This window comes from Amycolatopsis sp. NPDC005232 (assembly GCF_040607795.1).
GTDB lineage: Bacteria > Actinomycetota > Actinomycetes > Mycobacteriales > Pseudonocardiaceae > Amycolatopsis.
Genome location: NZ_JBEXHL010000024.1, coordinates 32,625 through 53,888 on the forward strand (window position 1 = coordinate 32,625; position 21,264 = coordinate 53,888).

Here is a 21,264-nt window from a genome sequence, read left to right on the forward strand (position 1 = left end):
CGGTGGACTTGGTTGAGCGTGAGCAAACGCTTGCGTTGCTCGAAGCCCTCTTCGAAGAGGTCGAGGCGGGCGAGGGACGTTCGGCGCTGATCAGCGGTCCGGTCGGGACCGGCAAGACCGCCTTGCTCGGCCGGGCGGTGACCGCCGTGGCCGGGCCGGCGCTGGTGCTCTCCGCGCGGTGCTCGCGCGCGGAGCAGTCGCTGGCGATGGGCGTGATCGACCAGCTGCTGCACTCCCCGGCGTGGCCGGCGGAGGTGCGAGCGCCGCTGCTGCAGCAGTTCGGCCAGGCCGGTCTGCCCTGCGCGGCGGCGGATCTGCCGCACTCCAGCGTGACGTCGACGGCGGTCACCGTGTCCAACGCGATGCTGTCGCTGGCTCTGCGGCGTCCGCTGGTGGTGGTCGTCGACGACATCCAGTGGGCCGACCGGACCTCGCTGGCGGTGCTCGCGATCTTCCTGCGCCGTATCAGTTCGTCGCGGATCCTGGTGCTGCTCACGGAATCGACCTCGCGGTTCGGCGTCGACTGGGAGTTCCGGGCGGAGCTGCACGCGCAGCCGGGGTTCCTGTGGTTGCGGCTGCGCCGGCTCTCCGCGGCCGGGACCGGCGAGCTGGTCCGGCGGCGGGCCGGGGCCGAGGTCGCTGCGAGATCGGCGACCGCGTACCACGACGCGTCCGGCGGAAACCCGTTGCTGCTGAACGCGTTGCTGCGTGATCACCTGTCCGGCGGAACCGGTGCGGCCGGTGCGACCAGTGCGGCCGAAGCGGACGAGCCGATCGTGGCGGGGGAGTCGTTCGCCAGAGCGGTGCAGGCCTGTCTGCATCGGTGCGAGCCGGCCGTGCGCGAGATCGCCCAGGCGCTGGCGGTGCTGCCCGACGACAACGTTGTCGGCAGATCGAGGCGCCTTCTCGACCTGAACACGCACGACGTCGTCAGCGGTGTGTCGACGCTTGCGGAGATCGGGTTGGTCGAGAACGGCGCTTTCCGGCACCCCGCGGCGCGCCGCGGGGTGCTCGATTCGCTCTCGCTCGAGGAGTGGGCGCGCCACCACGCGCGCGCCGCGCGGCTGATGTACCTGGAGTCCGCGCCGGCGCCGCTGGTCGCGTCGCTGCTGTTGCTCGCGGGTGAGACCGAGGAACCGTGGGCTCCGGGGGTCTTGCTCGAAGCGGCGCTGGAGGAGGACGAGCCCGCCCGCGCGCTGGAGATGATCGACCTCGCCGCTCGGAGCACGTCGGACGAGCGCGAGCGCGCGCTTGTCGTCAGCGCCCGGGTCCGAATCGAATGGCGGGCCAACCCGGCGGCCGCGCAGCGCGGCCTGCCCGCGTTGCAGGACGCGATGCGCCAGGGCCACCTCACGGACTGGAGCGCCAGCGCGCTGATCCTGTACTTGCTCTGGCACGGCAAGGCCGACGAGGTGAGCACGACCTGGAACCTGCTGAAGGAGCTGCCGCCGAGTGCCGAGCCTCCGGAAGACTCGGAACTGCGCGCGATGCACCTGTGGACGCAGTACCTGCACCCGGAATCGCGCTCGCAGCTGGACACCCTTGCGCCGCCGGTGCCGGAGGACGCGGGGCCGGCCCAGGAGATGAGCGTTCTCGCGGCGAGCGCGCTCACCGCCGTGCTGACCGAGGGGCCGGACGAAGAGCGGGTGGTGGACGCCGAGTACGTGCTGAGTACCTGCCGGCTCGGCGACACGACCGTCGAATGGCTGCTCGTCGCCTTGCTCACGCTGATCTACGCCGGCCGGCTGGACCGCGCGTCGACGTGGTGCGACTCGTTGCTGGCCGAGGCGAATGTGCGTGGGGTGGTGACCTGGCAGGCGATCCTGTCGGCCGCGTCGGCCGACATCGCCCTGCGGACGGGGGAAACCGAGACCGCGCTGGAGCTGGCGACGGCCGCGCTCGACCTCGTGCCGCTGGAGGGCTGGGGCGTGGTCGTCGGCTATCCGCTGGGGTGCCTGCTCACGGCGGCGCTCGTCACCGGCCGGCTCGACGACATCGGCGACGAGGTCTGGGATGCCGTGCCGGACAAGATGTTCGCGAGCGGCTTCGGGGTGCAGTACCTCCACGCCCGCGCCTACCACCTGCTCATCACCTCCCGGCCGAGGGCGGCGGTCGACGAGTTCCGCCGCTGCGGTGAGGTCATGCGCGACTGGGGTCTGGACAACCCGCTGCTGGCCGCGTGGCGCCACGGTGCCGCGGAGGCGTACCTGGTGCTCGGTGAGGTCGACGAGGCGCGGGAACTGCTCGCGGAGGAGGCCGGTCTGCCCGGCGCCGGCGACGCGGTCGTGCGCGGTGGCTGGCTGCGGTTGCGCGCGGCCACGGAGGAGCAGGCGCCGGCGCGGGTTTCCCTGCTGCGCCAGTCGGTCGAGCTCCTGGAGGCCGGCGCGAACCGGATCGAGCTGATGCTCGCACTGGCGAGCCTGGCGAACGCCCACAGCGAGCTGGGCGAGTTCGGGCGCGCCAAACTGGTCGCGCGACGGGCCAGGCAGATGGCGAAGCTGTCCGGGGCCGCCGCGCTGTGTGACGAGATCCTTTCCGTCGCCCTGACGCGCCGCCGGCAGACCTCGCCCCAGGACACTGTCGAGCAGGTTGCCCGGGCCGCGCTGTCCGACGCCGAGTTCCGGGTCGCCAACCTGGTTTCCCGCGGGATGACCAACCGGGAGATCAGCGCGGAGCTGTTCCTCACCGTGAGCACGATCGAACAGCACCTCACGCGGATCTACCGGAAGCTGGACGTCAAGGGTCGCCCGGAGATGGTTTCGTTGCTGCAGTGGGGAATCGGGGCTTCGCGCTCGCGCGATACAGGGGTCTCCTAGGGGTAGGGGGTGCGATTCCCGACGGCGAAGATCGGTAGCGGGCCACCGGCCGCCGTCGGCCGTAAGCACCGTTCGGGAGTTGATCCCGAGCACGTTGCCGACCGGTGATCATCCCGGCGTGAGCCCACGTCGTCACCGTCGGCGGATGTGCGGCCGTCGCGCTGACTCCCCACTGCGAAGAGGTAGGCGCCATGCCGGAATCCCTGCCGGGTCACTCCTCGACCGAGTCCGAGGAGCCGGCCGAGCCGATCGCCGTGGTCGGGATTTCGTGCCGGTTGCCCGGTGCGCCGAACCCCGCGCGGTTCGCCGAATTGCTGAGCACCGGACGCGACCACGTCACCGAGGTACCGCCGGGCCGCGCCGCTGCCGACGCGTTCGCGATGTTCCCGGAACTGGCGGCCCGGGGCGGGTTCCTCGACGACGTCGCCGGCTTCGACGCCGCGTTTTTCGGGATCTCGCCACGGGAAGCGGCGTCGATGGACCCGCAGCAGCGGCTGATGCTAGAGCTGGCGTGGGAGGCGTTCGAAGACGCCGCGATCGTGCCCGAGCGGCTGCGGAAGACGGCGACGGGCGTGTTCGTCGGCGCCATCGCCGACGACTATGCGGCGCTGGTGCACGAGCGGGGCGCGGCGGGCGTGTCCGCCCACACGCTCACCGGGCTCAACCGGGCGATGATCCCCAACCGGATCTCCTACACGCTGGGGCTGCGGGGGCCGAGCCTCGCGGTGGACACCGGTCAGTCCTCGTCGCTCGTCGCGGTGCACCTCGCCGCGGAGAGCGTGCGCCGCGGCGAATGCTCGATCGCCGTCGCGGGCGGGGTGAACCTGAACCTCGCGGCGGCGAGCACGGTCGCGGTCGCGCGGATGGGCGCGTTGTCCCGCAGCGGCCGGTGCCACACCTTCGACGCCCGCGCCGACGGCTACGTTCGCGGCGAGGGCGGCGGGGCCGTTGTCCTCAAACGACTCTCGGCCGCGGTGGCCGACGGCGATCGGGTCTACTGCGTGCTGCGCGGCGGCGCCGTCAACAACGACGGCGGCGGCGCGGGGTTCACCGTGCCCGAGCAACAGGCACAGGAGGAGCTCCTGCGTGCCGCGTACCGGCGGGCCGGGGTCACCCTCGCCGAGGTCGGATACGTGGAGCTGCACGGGACCGGGACCCCGGTCGGTGACCGGGTGGAAGCCGCGGCACTCGGCGCCGTCCTGGGTCCGGCCCGCGCGGTGGGCGCACCGCTTCCCGTGGGCTCGGTCAAGACGAACGTCGGTCATCTCGAAGGCGCCGCGGGGATCACCGGCCTGCTCAAGGTCGCACTCGGACTGGCACACGGCACGCTGTACCCGACGCTCGGGTTCCGTTCCGCGCCACCGGAGATCCCGCTCGAGACGTTGCGGCTGAGGATGACCACCGAGTCCGCGCCCTGGCCGGGCACCGCGGCGGTCGCCGGCGTGAGCTCGTTCGGGATCGGCGGCACCAACTGCCATCTCGTCCTTTCCGGACCCCCGGTGACCGAGGCCGAGTCCGAAGTGGACTCGCCGGTGGCGGGTTCGTGGGTTCCGCTGGCGGTGAGCGGACGTGACGTCGCCGCTGTGCGGGCGCAGGCCGGCGCCGTGCTCGCGCACTGGGACGACCGCCCCGCCACGACCCCGGCCGAGCTGGGCCACGCCCTCGTCGCGACGCGATCGCACTTCGCCGCTCGCGCCGTGGTGCTCGGCCGTGATCGAGCCGAGCTGCGCGCGGGCCTGACCGCCCTCGCCGCGGGAGAAGCGGCTCCGCAGGTGGTGCGTGGTTCGGTGGTGCGCGCGCAGTCCGCGGCGTTCGTGTTCCCGGGCCAGGGCTCGCAGTGGCCCGGCATGGCGACCGAGCTGGCGGCGGCGTACCCGGTGTTCGCGCGGAGCCTGGCCGAGTGCGCCGGGCACCTCGCCGACGTGGTGGGCTGGAACCTCCTGGACGCGCTGGCCGACGCCGACCCAGCGGCGCTGGACCAGGTCGACGTGGTGCAGCCGGCGCTGTTCTCGGTGATGGTGAGCCTGGCCGAGCTGTGGCGCTCGTTCGGGGTCCGGCCGGCGGCCGTCGCCGGGCACAGCCAGGGCGAGATCGCCGCCGCGGTGGTGGCCGGTGGGCTGAGCCTGGCCGACGGCGTGCGAGTCGTGGCGCTGCGCAGCCGAGCGTTGCGGGCGCTGGCGGGCGCGGGCGGCATGCTTTCCGTGGCGCTGCCGGCGCACGAGGTCGAGCGAATGCTGGAGCGCCGGGGCGCCGGGTTGTCGCTCGCCGCGGTCAACGGGCCGCGGGCGACGGTCGTCTCGGGCGAACCGGGCCTGCTCGACGAGCTCGCCGCGGAAATGGCCGAGGCCGGTGCGCGGGCCCGGCGGGTGGCCGTGGACTACGCGTCCCACTCGGCTCAGGTCGAGCAGATCGAAGACCGCCTGCTGCGTGATCTCGCCGGGCTCGAGCCGCGCTCGTCGGAAGTGCCCTTCTACTCGGCGGTGACCGGCGAGCCGATCGACACCGCGGGCCTGGACGCAACCTACTGGTACCGCAACCTCCGTCGGCCGGTGCAGTTCGAGCGCACGGTGCGCGCCCTGCTGCGGGACGGGCACGGGGTCGCCCTCGAGTGCAGCCCGCACCCCGTGCTCACGGTGGGTGTCGCCGAGACGGCGGAGGCGGCCGGGCACGACGTCGCCGTGATCGGTTCCCTGCGCCGCGGTGAAGGCGGCCCTCGCCGGATGCTCGCGGCCGTGACCGAGGCGCACGCCCGCGGGCTCGAGGTCGACTGGCGGCCGGTGTTCGGCGAACCCGCACCTCGCCGTGTTTCCCTTCCGACGTACGCGTTCCAGCGTCGAGTGCATTGGCTTCCGGTCGCCGGTGAGTCCACAGTGGAATCGCGCTCGCCCGCGGTGAAGATCGGTCCGGTGGAGATCGGACCCGTGGAGATCGAACCCGCGCGCCGGGCCTCTGCCGGCGATGTCCGCGATCTGGTCCGGCTGGTGCGGGGCGAAACCGCGGCGGTCCTGGCGCACGACGACATCGCCGAGGTCGCGGCCGAGGTGCCGTTCCGGGAACTCGGCGTCGACTCCGTGCTCGGGGTCGAGCTGCGGGGCCGGCTGGCCGCGTCACTCGGGGTGGCGCTGCCGAGCACGCTGCTGTTCGACCATCCGACGCCCGCGGCGGTGGCCGCCTTCCTGACCGGGCACGACGACGTCGAGGCGGCCGGCCCGGGTGCCGCGGCGGGCGCGCAGGACCCGGTCGCCATCGTCGCGATGTCCTGCCGGCTGCCCGGCGGGATCGGGTCGGCGGACGAGCTGTGGCAGGCCGTCGTGGACCGGGTGGACACGGTGTCCGGGTTCCCCGACGACCGCGGCTGGGACCGGGACGGCGACTACCCGCGGTTCGGTGGTTTCCTCACCGGGGCGCAGGACTTCGATGCCGGGTTCTTCGGCATCTCCCCGCGCGAGGCGCTGGCGATGGACCCGCAGCAGCGGTTGCTGCTGGAGGTCTCGTGGGAGGCGCTCGAACAAGGGGGGATCGACCCGGCGTCGCTGCGGGGCAGCCGCGGCGGGGTGTTCGTGGGCGCGATGCCGCAGGACTACGGCCCCCGGCTGCACCGGTCGGCCCCCGGAACCCGCGGGCACCTGCTCACCGGAACCACGACCAGTGTCCTTTCCGGACGCTTGGCGTACTTCCTCGGGTTGCGCGGACCGGCGATCACGGTGGACACGGCGTGTTCGTCGTCGTTGGTGGGGTTGCACCTGGCGGCGCAGGCGTTGCGCGGTGGTGAGTGTGACCTGGCGTTGGCCGGTGGGGTCACGGTGATGTCCACTCCGGGCATCTTTCTGGAGTTCTCGCGCCAGGGTGGGCTCGCGGCCGACGGGCGGTGCAAGGCGTTCTCCGCTGACGCCGATGGCACGGGGTGGGCCGAAGGGGTCGGCATCGTCGTGCTGGAACGGCTGTCGGACGCCCGCCGCAACGGACACCGGGTGCTGGCGGTGGTGCGGGGTTCGGCAGTCAACCAGGACGGTGCGTCCAACGGACTGACGGCGCCCAACGGCCCTTCGCAGGAACGCGTGATCCGTGACGCGCTGGCGGCCGCGGGGCTTGATCAGTCCGAAGTGGACGCCGTCGAGGCGCACGGCACCGGTACCCGGCTCGGCGACCCCATCGAGGCCCACGCTTTGCTCGCCACCTACGGTCGCCACCGCGACACCCCGCTTCTGCTGGGATCGTTGAAGTCCAACATCGGCCACACGCAGGCCGCGGCCGGAGTGGCCGGCCTGATCAAGATGGTGCAGTCGATGCGGCATGGTGTGTTGCCGGCGACGTTGCACGCGGACGAACCTTCGCGTGAGGTGGACTGGTCCTCGGGTGCGGTGGAGTTGCTGACCGAGAACCGGCAGTGGCCGGAGACGGACCGGCCGCGGCGGGCCGGGGTGTCGTCGTTCGGGATCAGTGGGACGAACGCCCACGTCATCGTCGAACAGGCGCCTGCCGGTGAGCCGGTGATCGCCGCGCCGCGGCCGGGCCCGGCGGTGCTGCCGCTCTCCGCGGCCGAGGGACCCGCCGTGGCCGATCAGGCGCGGCGCCTGCGCGACCACCTCGCGGCGGATCCGGAAGCCGGCCTCGCGGACGTCGCCGCTTCGCTGGCCACCGGCCGCGCCGGGCTGGCCGAACGGGCCGCGGTCGTCACCGACGAGCGGCCGCAGGCACTGGCCGCGCTCGAGGCGCTGGCCGCGGGGGAACCCGGAATCGGCCTGGTCCGCGACACCGTCTCCGACGGTGACTTCGCGATGTTGTTCTCCGGGCAGGGCTCGCAGCGGGCCGGCATGGGACGTGAGCTCGCCGAGCGGTTCCCCGCGTTCGCCGCCGCCTTCGACGAGGTGTGCGACACGCTGGCCGGGGAGCTCGGCCTAGACCTGCGTGAGGCGATCTTCGAGAACCCGGCCGCGGCGCTCGACCGGACGGTGTTCACCCAGCCGGCCCTCTTCGCTTTCCACGTGGCGGTTTTCCGGCTGCTGGAATCCTGGGGGGTCCGCCCGGACGTGCTGGCCGGTCATTCGATCGGCGAGCTCGCCGCCGCCCACGTCGCGGGGTTGTGGTCGCTGCGGGACGCCTGCCGGGTGGTAGCCGCCCGGGCCCGCCTGATGCAGGACCTGTCGGCCGGGGGCGCGATGGTGTCCGTGCGCGCGGACGCGTCGCAGGTGCTGGCCCTGATCGGCGATCAGGGTGGGCAGGTCTGTCTCGCCGCAGTCAACGGCCCGGACGCGGTCGTCGTTTCCGGCGCCGGCGACGCCGTGGCGGACCTCGAGGCGCGATGTGCGGCCGGTGGCCTGAAGACCCGGCGGCTGGCGGTCAGCCACGCCTTCCACTCGCCGTTGATGGAGCCGATGCTCGCCGAGTTCCGCGCGGTGCTGGCGGACGTGCGGTTCACGCCGGCGGCGATTCCTTTCGTGTCCACGGTGACCGGCGGTGGCGTGACCACCGAGTGGCTGGAGCTGGACTACTGGGTGCGCCACGCCCGCGACACCGTGCGCTTCGCCGATGCCGTGGCCGCTTTGCACGAGGCCGGCGTCCGCACGTTCCTGGAAATCGGCCCGGCCGCCGTGCTCAGCGCGATGGTGCCGGCGTGTCTCCCCGCCGCTTCGGAATGCGCGGCGGTGCCGGTGGCCCGCGCGGACCAGGGCGAGGTGCGCACCCTGCTGACCGCGCTCGCCGCGGTGTGGTGCCGGGGGGTGCGAGTCGACTGGCGGCGGTTCCACGGACCGGGTCCGCGGCCGGTCCAGCTGCCCACTTACCCCTTCCAGCGTGAGAGGTTCTGGCTCGGCGCCGACGAGCCGGCCGCGGCGCCCGGCAACGACGACGTCCAGGCGCTCCTGCGTCGGGCGGACGTCGCCGAAGTCGGTGCGGAGCTCGGTCTCGACGAGGACGCCTCGTTCGCCGACGGCTGGGCCGCGCTGGCCCGCCGGGCCGAGGCCGCCGACCGCGACGCCGCCGTCGACGGCCTGCGCTACACCGTCGAATGGGTGCCGGTGAGCGAACCGCCGATCACCCGGATGAGCGGGACCTGGCTCGTGGTCGCCGCCGAGGCGGGGGCCGACCTCGAGCTGCTGAGCGGTGCGTTGCGCCGGGCCGGCGCCACCGTGGTCGCCGCCGTCGTGCCGGACCACGGCGACTTCGGCGAGGCGATGCGCCTGAACATCCACAATGGACTGTTCGCCGGCGTCGTCGCGCTGCCGGGGCTCGGTGGCGATGAACCCGTTGCGGCTCTGCTGCTGACTCAGGTGCTGGGTGAACTGGGCGTCACCGCGCCGCTGTGGTGGCTGACGCGGGGCGCGCTGTCGACCGGACCACGCGACGAGCAGCTCGCGCGTGATCCGGGTGGCCTCGGCGGAGCCGCGCTGTGGGGGCTCGGCCGCGTCGCGGCGCTGGAGCACCCTCGGCGCTGGGGCGGGCTGATCGACCTGCCCGAAACCCTCGACGACCGTGGTGTGCAACGGCTTCTCGCCGTACTCGGCGGGGAAACCGGCGAGGACCAGGTCGCAGTGCGGGGCGCCGGCGTCCTCGCCCGGCGCCTGGTCCCGGCCGCCCGGCCGGCCCGCCGGGAACCCGGCTGGCGGCCGGACGGAACCGTGCTCGTCACCGGCGGAACCGGCGCGCTCGGTGCCCGGGTCGCGCGCTGGCTCGCGCAGCTGGGGGCGCCGCACCTCGTGCTCGCGAGCCGGGGCGGGTCGGCGGCCGACGGCGGTGCCGACCTCGCCGACGAGCTGCGGGCGCTCGGCGCCGAGGTCACCCTCGCCGCCTGTGATCTCACGGATCCGGCGGCCGTGACGCGGCTGGTCGCCGGCATGCCTTCCCTGCGAGGGGTGTTCCATCTGGCCGGGGCTCTCGATGACGGGGTGCTGGACGGGCTGACCCCGGCGCGGCTCGCGGGCGTGTTCGCCGCGAAGGCCGGCGGTGCCTGGGCGCTGCACGAGGCGACGCGCGAGCTGGACCTGTCCGCGTTCGTGGTCTTCTCGTCGTTCACCGGTGTTCTCGGCAATGCCGGGCAGGCCGCGTACTCGGCGGCCAACGCCTACCTGGACCGGCTCGCCGAACACCGCCGAGCACTCGGCCTGCCCGCGACCGCGGTCGCGTGGGGCTCCTGGGGTGAGGGCATGGCCGACGGCGCCGGTGCGGCCGGCCGGTCGCTGGCCCGCCTCGGGCTGCGGCCGTTGCTGTCGGACCACGCGTTCGCGGCCCTGCACCGGCTGATCGACGACGGCGGGTCCGCGCTGGTCGCCGACGTCGACTGGCCCCGGCTGGCGGCTTCGTTCGGTGCCGCCCGACGCAGCCCCTTGATCAGCGCGATGCTCGCGGGCAGCGGTGAACGGCCGGCCACCACCACGCCGGCCGGCACGGCACCGGGCACGGCGCCCGCCGCGCTGGATCGCCAGGCGCTGGTGCACCTCGTCCGCACCCACGTGGCCGACGTCCTCGGCTACTCGTCGATCGGCGACGTGGCCGAAGACCGCGCGTTCGCCTCGCTCGGGTTCGACTCGATGGCCATGGTGGACCTGCGCAACCGGCTCGGCGCGGCGCTGGGGACCGACCTGCCCAGCACGGTCGTGTTCGACCACCCGTCCGCCGGGCGGCTGGCCGGGCACTTGCACGACCTGGTGTCCGGCCGCGCCCCGGAAGCCGATGGCCGAGCTGCGAACCGGTCCGTTGCCGACGAGCTGGTGGCGGTGGTGGGGATGGGGTGCCGGCTGCCGGGTGGGGTGAGTTCGCCGGAGGATCTGTGGCGGGTGGTGTCGGACGGGGTCGACGCGGTGTCGGGGTTTCCGGTGGGTCGCGGTTGGGAGTTGTGGCCAGGTTCTGCCGGTGGGCGTGGTGGGTTCGTTGCCGATGTGGGTGGGTTCGACGCGGGGTTTTTCGGGGTGTCGCCGCGGGAGGCGTTGGCGATGGATCCGCAGCAGCGGTTGTTGCTGGAGGTGTCGTGGGAGGCGGTGGAGCGGGCGGGGATCGATCCGTTGTCGTTGCACGGCAGCCGCACCGGTGTCTACGTGGGAACCAACGGCCAGGACTACAGCCGGCTGCTGGACCGCTCCGGTGAGGAGCACGTCGGCCACGGCATCACGGGCGCGGCCGGGAGTGTCCTTTCTGGACGGTTGTCGTACTTCCTTGGTCTGGAGGGCCCGGCGGTCTCGGTGGACACGGCGTGTTCGTCGTCGTTGGTCGGGCTGCACCTCGCGCTGCAGGCGTTGCGGGGTGGCGAGTGCGACCTGGCTCTGGCCGGTGGGGTCACGGTGATGTCCACGCCGGGCAACTTCGTCGAGTTCTCCCGGCAGGGCGGGCTTTCGGCCGACGGGCGGTGCAAGGCGTTTTCGGCTGAGGCCGACGGCACGGGCTGGGCCGAGGGCGTCGGTGTGGTGGTATTGGAGCGGCTTTCGGATGCCCGCCGTAACGGGCACCGGGTGCTGGCGGTGGTGCGGGGTTCGGCGATTAACCAGGATGGCGCGTCCAACGGGCTCACGGCACCGAACGGTCCTTCGCAGGAACGCGTGATCCGTGCCGCGCTGGCCGTCGCGGGGCTTGATCCGTCCGAAGTGGACGCGGTCGAAGCCCACGGGACGGGGACGAAGCTGGGCGATCCGATCGAGGCGCATGCGTTGCTGGCGACGTACGGGCGCGACCGGCTCGCTGGCGAGCCGCTGTGGCTGGGTTCGCTCAAGTCGAACCTCGGCCACACCCAGGCCGCGTCCGGTGTGGCGGGTGTGATCAAGATGGTCGAGTCGTTGCGGCACGGCGTGTTGCCGGCGACGTTGCACGCGGACGAACCGTCGCGTGAGATCGAGTGGTCCTCGGGTGCGGTGGAGTTGCTGACCGAGAACCGGCAGTGGCCGGAGACGAACCACCCGCGGCGGGCCGGGGTTTCGTCGTTCGGAGTGAGTGGCACCAACGCGCACGTCATTCTGGAGCAGGCACCCGAGGAAGAGTCGGTGGTGTCCGAGCCGTCGGACGGTGCAGTGCTCCTGCCGTTGTCCGGGGCGACGGGTACGGCGTTGGCAGCGCAGGCCGGGCGCTTGAGCGCGTATCTGGCTTCGCATCAGGATGTGTCGGCGGCGGAGGTCGCACACACGCTCGCGATTGGACGGTCACGGTTCGAGCACCGTGCCGTGGTGATCGGTGACCGGGCGCCGGCGCTGGGCGGTTTGGCGGCGGTGGCCGAGGGCGTCGAGTCTCCGGATGTGGTGCGGGGGGTGGTGTCGGGTTCGGGTGGTGTTGCTGGTGTTTTTGCTGGGCAGGGTGGTCAGTGGGTTGGCATGGGCCGGGCGTTGTGGGTGTCGTCTGCGGTGTTTGCGGAGTCGATGACTGCGTGTGAGCGGGCTTTGTCGCCGTGGGTCGACTGGTCGTTGTCGGCGGTGCTCGATGATCCGGTGGCGATGGAGCGGGTGTCGGTGGTGCAGCCGGTGTCGTGGGCTGTTGCTGTGTCGTTGGCGGCGTTGTGGGCTGAGGCCGGTGTGGTTCCGGCTGTGGTGGTTGGGCATTCGCAGGGTGAGATCGCGGCCGCGTGTGTTGCTGGTGCGTTGTCTCTGGAGGACGGGGCGCGGGTTGTGGCGCAACGGTCGGCGTTGATCGAACGCTCTCTTTCCGGTCTTGGGACGATGGGGTCGATTGCGTGGCCGGCGGAGCGGGTCGAAAAGGCCATCACCACGCTGGGACTCGACGGTGTCGGCGTGGCGGCGGTGAACAGTCCGGGTGCGGTGATCGTGTCGGGCGCGATCGGCGACGTCGAAACGCTGGTCGGGCATTGCGCGAATGAGGGTGCTCGGGCGCGTCGGATTCCGGTGGACTACGCCTCGCACTCGGCGCAGGTGGAGATCATCGCCGACGAACTACGTGCCGCTCTGGGTGAGGTAAGCCCGCAGGCTTCTGCCATTCCCATGGTTTCCACTGTCACCGGGCAGCGGATCGATACCACGACCCTCGATGCGGACTACTGGGTTCGGAATCTGCGTTCGACGGTGCGGTTCGCCGACGCGATCACCGCGATCGCCGAGAGCGGTTTCAGCCGCTTCCTGGAAATCAGCGCCCACCCCGTACTGGCCACACCGGTCGACGAGATCACCGGTGGCACTGTCCTGCGCACGTTGACTCGTAACGACGGCACTCACCGGCAGTGGCTCACTGCCCTGGCCACCGCGCACGTCAAGGGAATCGATCTCACCCTCCCGCAACCCACCCCCCGTCCCGCCTACCTCGCCGACCTGCCGACGTATCCCTTTCAGCACCAGCACTTCTGGCTCACCCCGGACACGCCCGAACCGCTCGACGACGAGTTCTGGTCCATTGTGGAGAAGAAAGATCCGGCGGCCTTCGCTCAGGCGGTCGGTGGCGACGTCCCGGCCGAGTTCTGGGAACAGGCACTGCCCGCGCTGAACCAGTGGCGCGACCGCCGCCGCCACACCCTCGACGACTGGTGCTACGACGTGGCCTGGAGCCGTGTCGACGAGCCCGCGCCCACCCCCCTGCGCGGCCGGTGGGCGCTCGTCGCCGAGCCGGATGACGCGGTTGCCGAAACGGTGGCCGGCGGGCTGATCGCGCGCGGCGCCGAGGTCGACCGCCTGAGTGTGGCCGACCTGCCGTCGGATCTGTCCGAAGTGGATGGGGTGATCGCTGTGCTGGGCCGGGCCGGGGAGACCGTGGACGCCCTGGTGCGCAAGGGGATCGAGCTGCTGACCGCGGCGCGCCGCGGGCCGGTCCCGATGTGGTGGGTGACCGCCGGTGCCGTGGGCATCGACGACACCGAAGCCCCGCGCGCCGTCGACGCGGCGGCGCTCTGGGGACTCGGCCGGGTCGCGGGCCTCGAGCACCCGCAGATCTGGGGCGGTCTTGCCGACCTGCCCCCGGTCGTGGACGACGTCATGGCCGGCCGGCTGTGCGCGATCCTCGCGGCCGGCGGCGACGAGCAGGAGTTCGCGATCCGCCCGTCGGGCACCTTCGTCAGGCGGCTGGTGCGCCGTCCCCTCGGGACCGCGGCGCCGGGCCGGTCCTGGGCCGTGCGCGGGACCGCGCTCGTGACCGGCGGAACCGGCGCGCTCGGTGCCCGGGTCGCCCGTGAGCTCGCCGTACGCGGTGCCGAGCACCTCGTGCTGACCAGCCGGCGCGGGCCTGCCGCGCCGGGCGCCGCTGAACTTGTCGCCGAGCTGGGCGAGCTGGGCTGCACCGTCACCATCGCCGCCTGCGACGTGGCCGATCGTGCCGCATTGGCGGCGGTTCTCGCGGAGATCCCGGAGGACAACCCGCTGCGGGTTGTCGTGCACGCCGCCGGCGTCGGCGGGCGGGGTTTGCTGAAGGACGCGTCACCCACCGCGGCCCTGCCGGAACTCACGGCCAAAGTGGACGGTGCCCGCCACCTCGACGAGCTGACCACCAGCCTGGATCTGGACGCGTTCGTCCTGTTCTCCTCCGGCGCCGCGGTGTGGGGGAGCGCCGGATCCGGTGCCTACGCGGCCGGCAACGCCTTCCTCGACAGCCTCGCCCAGCACCGCCGCGCCCGCGGCCTGCCTGCCACCTCGATCGCCTGGGGCAGCTGGGCTGGTGGCGGCATGGTCGACGACGAGACCGCGGCGGCGTTCGCTCGCACCGGCCTGCGGTCGATGCCGCCGGAGTCCGCCCTCGCCGTGCTGGGCCGGGCGGTCGAGCTGGACCTCAGCGGGCTGACCGTGGCCGACATCGACTGGGAGCTCTTCGCCCGGACGTACTCGCTCGCCCGGCGCCGCCCGCTGATCGCCGCGGTGCCGGAGGCGGCGGCCGCGCTCCGCGCGCAGCCGGTCGCGGACCCCGCACCCGGCGGTGAACTGCGCGAGAGCCTGGCCGGGCTGGCGCCGGGCGAACGGCACCGGCGGCTGGTGGAGCTGGTGCGGTCGCAGGCGGCTCTCGCCCTCGGGCACGCGGCCGCGGCGGACATCGCCGTCGACCGCTCGTTCCGGGACCTCGGTGTCGATTCGCTGACCGCCGTGGATCTGCGCAACCGCCTCGCCGCCGCGACGGGGCTGACCCTGCCGGTGACCGTGGTGTTCGACCACCCGACCGTCGCCGCCGTTGCGGAGTTGCTGCGGGACGCGCTGTTCGGCGCGCGGGACACCGCCGCGCCGGTCGCCGCCCGGGCCGAGGAGGACCGGGGCGAGGAGGACCGGGGCGAAGGGGTCGACGAGGTGGTCGTGGTCGGGATGGCCTGCCGGTTCCCCGGCGATGTCGACTCGCCGGACTCCTTGTGGCAGCTGCTGCTCGCCGGCCGGGACGGGATCCGCGACTTTCCGGACGACCGGGGCTGGGACCTCGGCGCGTTGCGCGCCGGAGCGTCCGGCGGGTTCGCCCTGCGCGGCGGTTTCCTGGCCGCACCGGCCGACTTCGACGCTGCCTTCTTCGGCATCTCCCCGCGTGAGGCGACGGCGATGGACCCGCAGCAGCGGTTGCTGCTGGAGACGTCGTGGGAGGCGCTCGAACGCGCGGGGATCGACCCGCGAGCGCTGCAGGGCAGCCGGACCGGGGTTTTCGTCGGCTCCTCGGCCCACGACTACGCGGCGGTGGTCGCCGCGGCCGACGACGGCGACGCCGCTCACGACTACGCGCTGACCGGCGCGGTGGGCAGCGTGATGTCCGGTCGCATCGCCTACGTGCTCGGCCTGGAAGGACCGGCGGTCACGATCGACACCGCGTGCTCGTCTTCGCTGGTGAGCGTGCACAACGCGGCGCAGGCGCTGCGCGGCGGCGAATGCGATCTCGCCCTGGCGGGCGGTGCGTCGGTGATGGCCACGCCGAACGCCTTCGTCGCGTTCGCCCGGCAGGGCGGGCTCTCGCCGGACGGCCGCTGCCGTGCCTTCGCCGACGACGCCGACGGCACGGGGTGGGGTGAGGGCGCGGGAATGCTCGTGCTCGCCCGCCGCTCGGACGCGGAACGGCTCGGCCGCCCGATCCTCGCCGTCGTGAAGGGGTCCGCGGTCAACTCGGACGGGGCCTCGAACGGGCTCACCGCGCCCAACGGCCGGGCCCAGCAACGGGTGATCCGGCAGGCGCTGGCGGCCGCCGGGCTCGGGCCGGAAGCCGTCGACGCGGTGGAAGCGCACGGCACGGCCACCCGCCTCGGCGACCCGATCGAAGCGGAGGCACTGCTCGCCACCTACGGCGAGCGGGGACCTGACGCCCCTCCGCTGTGGCTCGGCTCCGTGAAGTCCAACCTGGGCCACACGCAGGCGGCCGCGGGGGTCGCGGGCCTGATCAAGGCCGTGCTGAGCCTGCGCCACGGGATCCTGCCGGCGACCCTGCACGCTTCGGTGCCCTCCTCGCGAGTGGAGTGGTCGGGCGGCCGGGTCGAGGTCCTCACCCGGCAGCGGCCGTGGCCGGAGACGGGACACGCGCGCCGGGTCGGGGTGTCCGCGTTCGGCATCAGCGGCACCAACGCCCACGTGATCCTCGAGCAGGGTCCGGAGCCCGTCGCAAATCCCGTCGCCGCGGCCGGGGGGTTCGTGCCGTGGGCCGTCTCGGCTCGCAGCGCCGCGGCGTTGTCCGCGCAGGCTCGCAGGCTGCGCCTGTTCGCAGGCGCGCATCCGGCTGACACCGCCCGGTCGCTGGCGTCCGGGCGGGCCGCGCTCGACCACCGCGCGGTGATCGTCGGCGACACTCCGGACCGGATCGAGGCGGCACTGGCCGCCCTCGCCGAGGACCGCCCGGCCCCCGGTCTCGTCCGGGGCGTCGCGGGCGGGGCACCGTCCGCGGTCCTGTTCTCGGGTCAGGGTTCGCAACGCCCGGGGATGGGCCACGAGCTGTACCGCGCGTTCCCGGTGTTCGCGGAGACGTTCGACGCCGCGTGCGCCGAGCTTCAGCGTGACCTCGACGAGGACCTGCGGGACATCGTCTTCGGCCAGTCCGAACCGGGTCTGCTGGACCGGACCCGCTACACGCAGGCCGGGTTGTTCGCGCTGCAGGTCGCGTTGTTCCGGCTCGTCGAGCGCGCGGGACTGCGGCCGGACTTCCTGGCCGGGCATTCGATCGGCGAGCTCGCCGCGGCGCACGTGGCCGGGGTGTGGTCGCTGGCGGACGCCTGCACGGTGGTCTCCGCCCGTGGCCGACTGATGCAGGCGTTGCCGGCCGGCGGCGCGATGCTCGCCGTCCGCGCGACCGAGGACGAGGTGCGCGCCGGGCTCGGCGGACGGTCCGATGTGGACATCGCGGCCGTGAACGGTCCGGCGGCCGTGGTCATTTCGGGCGAGAGCGACGCCGTCGCCCGGCTGGGTGCCGAGTTCGCGGAGCTCGGCCGCAAGACCACGGCCCTGACGGTCTCGCACGCGTTCCACTCGCCCCTCATGGAGCCGATGCTCGGCCGGTTCCGGGAAGTCCTCGCCGGCATCGGGTTCGAGCGGCCCGCCCTGACGATCGTCTCCACCCTCACCGGCCGGCCCGCCGGACCGGAGCTGTGCACCCCGGACTACTGGGTCCGCCAGGTGCGAGAGACGGTCCGCTTCGCCGACGCGGTGCGGACGATGCACACCGAAGGCGTGCGGAGCTTCCTCGAGATCGGCCCGAGCGGCGCCCTTTCCGCACTGGTGTCCGACGTCGCCGACGAGGTGACAGGCAGCGCCGCGAGCCCGGCCGTGGCGTCGGCCACCGTCCTGCGGACGAACCGGCCGGAGACGGAGTCGTTGCTGCTCGGCCTCGCCGAGATGCACGTGACGGGCGCCGCCCTCGACTGGTCCGCGCTCGTCGAGGGCGGCACCGGCGGGCACGTCGAGCTCCCCACGTACCCGTTCGAACACCGCCGGTTCTGGCCGGAGCCGGGCACGGCACCCGCGAACCTGGCGAGCGCCGGGCTCGCCGGAGCGGAGCACCCGTTGCTGCGGGCCGCCCTGACCCCGGCCGGGCGCGACGAGCGCGTGTTCACCGGGACAGTGAGCCACTGCGACCAGCGCTGGCTCGCGGACCACACCGTGCTCGGCTCCGTGCTCGTGCCGGGCACGGCGATCCTCGACGTCGTCGCCTGGGCAGGCCTGCAGGCCGGCTGCGCCGAAGTCCGCGAACTGGCGCTGCCGGTGCCGCTGCGGGTCCCCGACGACCGCGCGGTGGCGATCCAGGTCCTCGTCGGGGCGCCCGACGACAGTGGTGCCCGGGCGGTGACCGTCCACTCGCGACCCGACGGCGACGAGGAAGCGCCGTGGACCTGTCACGCCGAGGGCACCGTGGCCGAACCGGCCGGGCCGTCGTCCACCATGGACTGGGCCACCACCTGGCCACCGGCCGACGCGGACCCGGTTGATCTGGACGGCTTCTACCCGGGCCTCATCGCCGCAGGGTTCGATTACGGCCCGGCGTTCCGCGGCCTGCGCACCGCGTGGCGGGTGGGTGCCGACGTCTACGCCGACGTCGTGACCGAGACCGAGCCCCGCGCCGGGCACGCGGTCGACCCGGCCCTGCTCGATGCCGCGATGCACGCGCTCGGGCCGGCTCGCCGGCCCGACGACGCCCCGGGCTCCGCGCGCCTGCCGTTCGTGTGGTCCGGCGTGCGGGTGGCCGGCCCGGGCCGCACCCCGAGCCGGGTGCGGCTCACCCGGGCCGGCGACGGCACCGTGCGGGTCGAGGTCGCGGACGGCACCGGCCGCCCGGTGCTCGAGGTCGGCTCGCTCGTGCTGCGCCCGGTGACCGCGGCCGCGCTGGCGGACGTCCCCGGCGCCGAGCCGGACCCCCTTTACCGCGTCACGCAGGTCCCGCACCCCGAGCCGGCCCCGATCTGTCCGGAGTGGACGGTCGTGTCCGTCGCGGCCGGGGCCGTGTCCGACCTGCCCGCGGTTCCGCCGGTCGTGCTCGCCCAGTGCCCGCCGCCCGGCCCGGATCCGCGCACGGCCGCGCACCGCATCACCGCCGACGTGCTCGCCCTCATGCAAGCCTTCCTGGCCGATCCGCGGGCCATGGACGCGGTGTTCGCGGTGGTGACACGCGACGCCCGCACCGAACCCGCGCACGCCGCCGTCGCCGGCCTCGTGCGCACCGCGCACACCGAACACCCCGGCCGCTTCGTCCTGCTCGACACCGAGGAGGACGTGGAGCCCGCTGTGCTGGCCGGCCTGGCGAGCAGCGGTGAACCGGAACTCACGGTCACCGCGGCCGGCGTCACGGTGCCGAGGCTGCTCCCCGCCGGGAACCCGGCGCGCCTGGTCCCGCCCGCGGGCGCGGAGTCTTGGCGCCTCGACCGGACGAACGGGGACTCACCCGACGACGTCGCCCTGGTCCCGGCACCGGAGGCCCTGCGGCCGCTCGCGCCCGGCGAGGTGCGGATCGCGGTGCGGGCGGCGGGCGTGAACTTCCGCGACGTCCTCATCACGCTCGGCATGTACCCGGGGGACGCCCGCCCCGGCACCGAGGCGGCCGGGATCGTCGTCGAGACCGGCCCCGGGGTCGACCGCGTCGCCGTCGGCGACCGGGTGATGGGCCTCGTGCCCGACGCGTTCGCGCCGATCGCGGTCACGGGACAGCACGCGGTCGTCCGGCTGCCCCAGACCTGGAGCTTCGTCCAGGGTGCCTCGGCGACCGTCGCCTTCCTCACCGCCTCCTACGGCCTGCGCGACCTGGCCGGGCTGCGCGCGGGCGAGTCGGTCCTCGTGCACGCCGCAGCGGGCGGGGTCGGCGGCGCGGCCGTGCAGCTGGCCCGCTCGTGGGGCGCGGAGGTCTTCGCCACCGCGAGCGAAGGCAAGCAGAACGCGTTGCGGGCCATCGGTTTGCCCGGCGACCACGTGGCGTCGTCGCGGACCACCGAGTTCGGCGCGGCGTTTCGCGCCGCCACCGGCGGGCGCGGGGTGGACGTGGTGCTGAACTCGCTGACCGGACCCGTCGCCGACACGTCTCTGGACCTCGTCGCCGACGGCGGGCGGTTCGTGGAGATCGGCAAGCTGGAAGTCCGGGACCCGGCGCGGCTGCGTTTTCCGTACCACACCTACGACCTCGGCGACATCCCGCCGGCGCGCACGGCGGAGATCCTCGACGAGCTGGCCGAGGGATTTGCCGGCGGAACTCTGGTCGCGCCCCCGGTCACGTGCTGGCCGGTCACCGAAGCGCCTGCGGCGTTGCGCGCGCTGAGCCAGGCCGCGCTCGTCGGCAAGGCGGTGCTGACGTTCGGCCCCGGGTTCGCCCCCGGCGACACCGTGCTCGTCACCGGCGGCGCGGGTTCGCTGGGCCGCGTCGTCGCGAAACACCTCGCCGTCGAGCACGGGGTGCGGCACCTCGTGCTCACCGGGCGCCGTGAGCGCCCGGAGGTCGCGCGGCTGCGGACCGAGCTCGGTGAGCTCGGGGTGACGGTCGAGTTCGCGGCGTGCGACGTCGCGGACGAGGCCGCGATGTCCGCGCTGCTGGCGTCGATCACCGAGCGCGGGCGGCTGGCCGGGGTGGTGCACACCGCGGGCGTCACCGACGACGGCGTGCTCACCGCGCTTGGCCCCGATCGGCTCGCGTCCGTGCTCAGGTCCAAAGTGGACGGGGGCTGGCTGCTGCACCGGCTCACGGAAGGGCTCGGCCTCGACGTCTTCGCACTCTTCTCGTCGGCCTCGGCTGCGTTCGGCGCCGCCGGACAGGGAAACTACGCCGCGGCCAACGGTTTCCTCGACACGCTCGCCCGCTACCGCCACGAGCGCGGCCTGCCGGGCACGGCGCTGGCCTGGGGACCGTGGGAACAGGCCGACGGGCTCACCGCGGACCTGACCGAGCGTGACCGCGCCAGGATGGCCACGCTCGGGGTCGGCCCGATCACCACCGGGCAAGGACTCGACCTGTTCGACCTGGCACTCGCCGAGACGGCACCGGACTTCGTCACCGCGCGGATTTCCGTGGCGGGCCTGCGATCCCGGGCCGATTCGGTGCCGGCACTGCTCACGGAGCTGGTCCCGGCCCGGCGCCCCGACGCGTCGCCGCGCCCGCAGCCCGGCCCGGCGCTCGACCTGCGGACGCTGCCCGAGGCCGACCGCGCACAGGCGGTGCTGGCGCTCGTGCGTGAGCAGGCGGCTCTCGTGCTCGGCCACGGTGAGGCCGGGGAGGTCGATCCCGGCCAGGCGTTCCGGGAGCTCGGGTTCGACTCGCTGACCGCGGTCGAACTGCGCAACCACCTGCAACGGGCGACGGGCCTGGTGCTGCCGGCGACGCTGGTGTTCGACCACCCGACGCCCCGGACCCTGAGCGAGCACCTGCTCGGCCTGCTCGTGCCCGAGCCGCGTGACCCCCACGAAACCGTGGTGCACCAGCTGGACCGACTCGAACCGGCCATCGAGGCGCTCGAGGCGGCCGCCGGCGGAACCGACGAGATCGCCGGCCGCCTGCGGCGCCTGCTGCGCCGGCTGGAGCGCGTCGGCGGGCCTGCTCCCGCGAGCGCCGGGCCTGGGCAGGTCGATCCGCTCGAGGTGCTGGCCTTCATCGACAAGGAGTTCGGCGACGTGAGCTGACC

Annotated in this window: 2 protein-coding genes; both read left to right on the forward strand. The window is 73.7% G+C overall.

All coding sequences use genetic code 11. The features are described from left to right. The first annotated feature begins 2 nt into the window (after positions 1–2). A complete protein-coding gene (locus ABZU76_RS35155) occupies positions 3–2,816 on the forward strand; it encodes an AAA family ATPase (protein ID WP_354877463.1) in 2,814 nt (937 codons plus the stop codon). A gap of 191 nt (positions 2,817–3,007) precedes the next feature. Next, positions 3,008–21,262, forward strand: a complete 18,255-nt coding sequence (locus ABZU76_RS35160; protein WP_354877466.1) for a type I polyketide synthase — start codon at positions 3,008–3,010, stop codon at positions 21,260–21,262. The last annotated feature ends 2 nt before the right edge of the window (positions 21,263–21,264 follow it).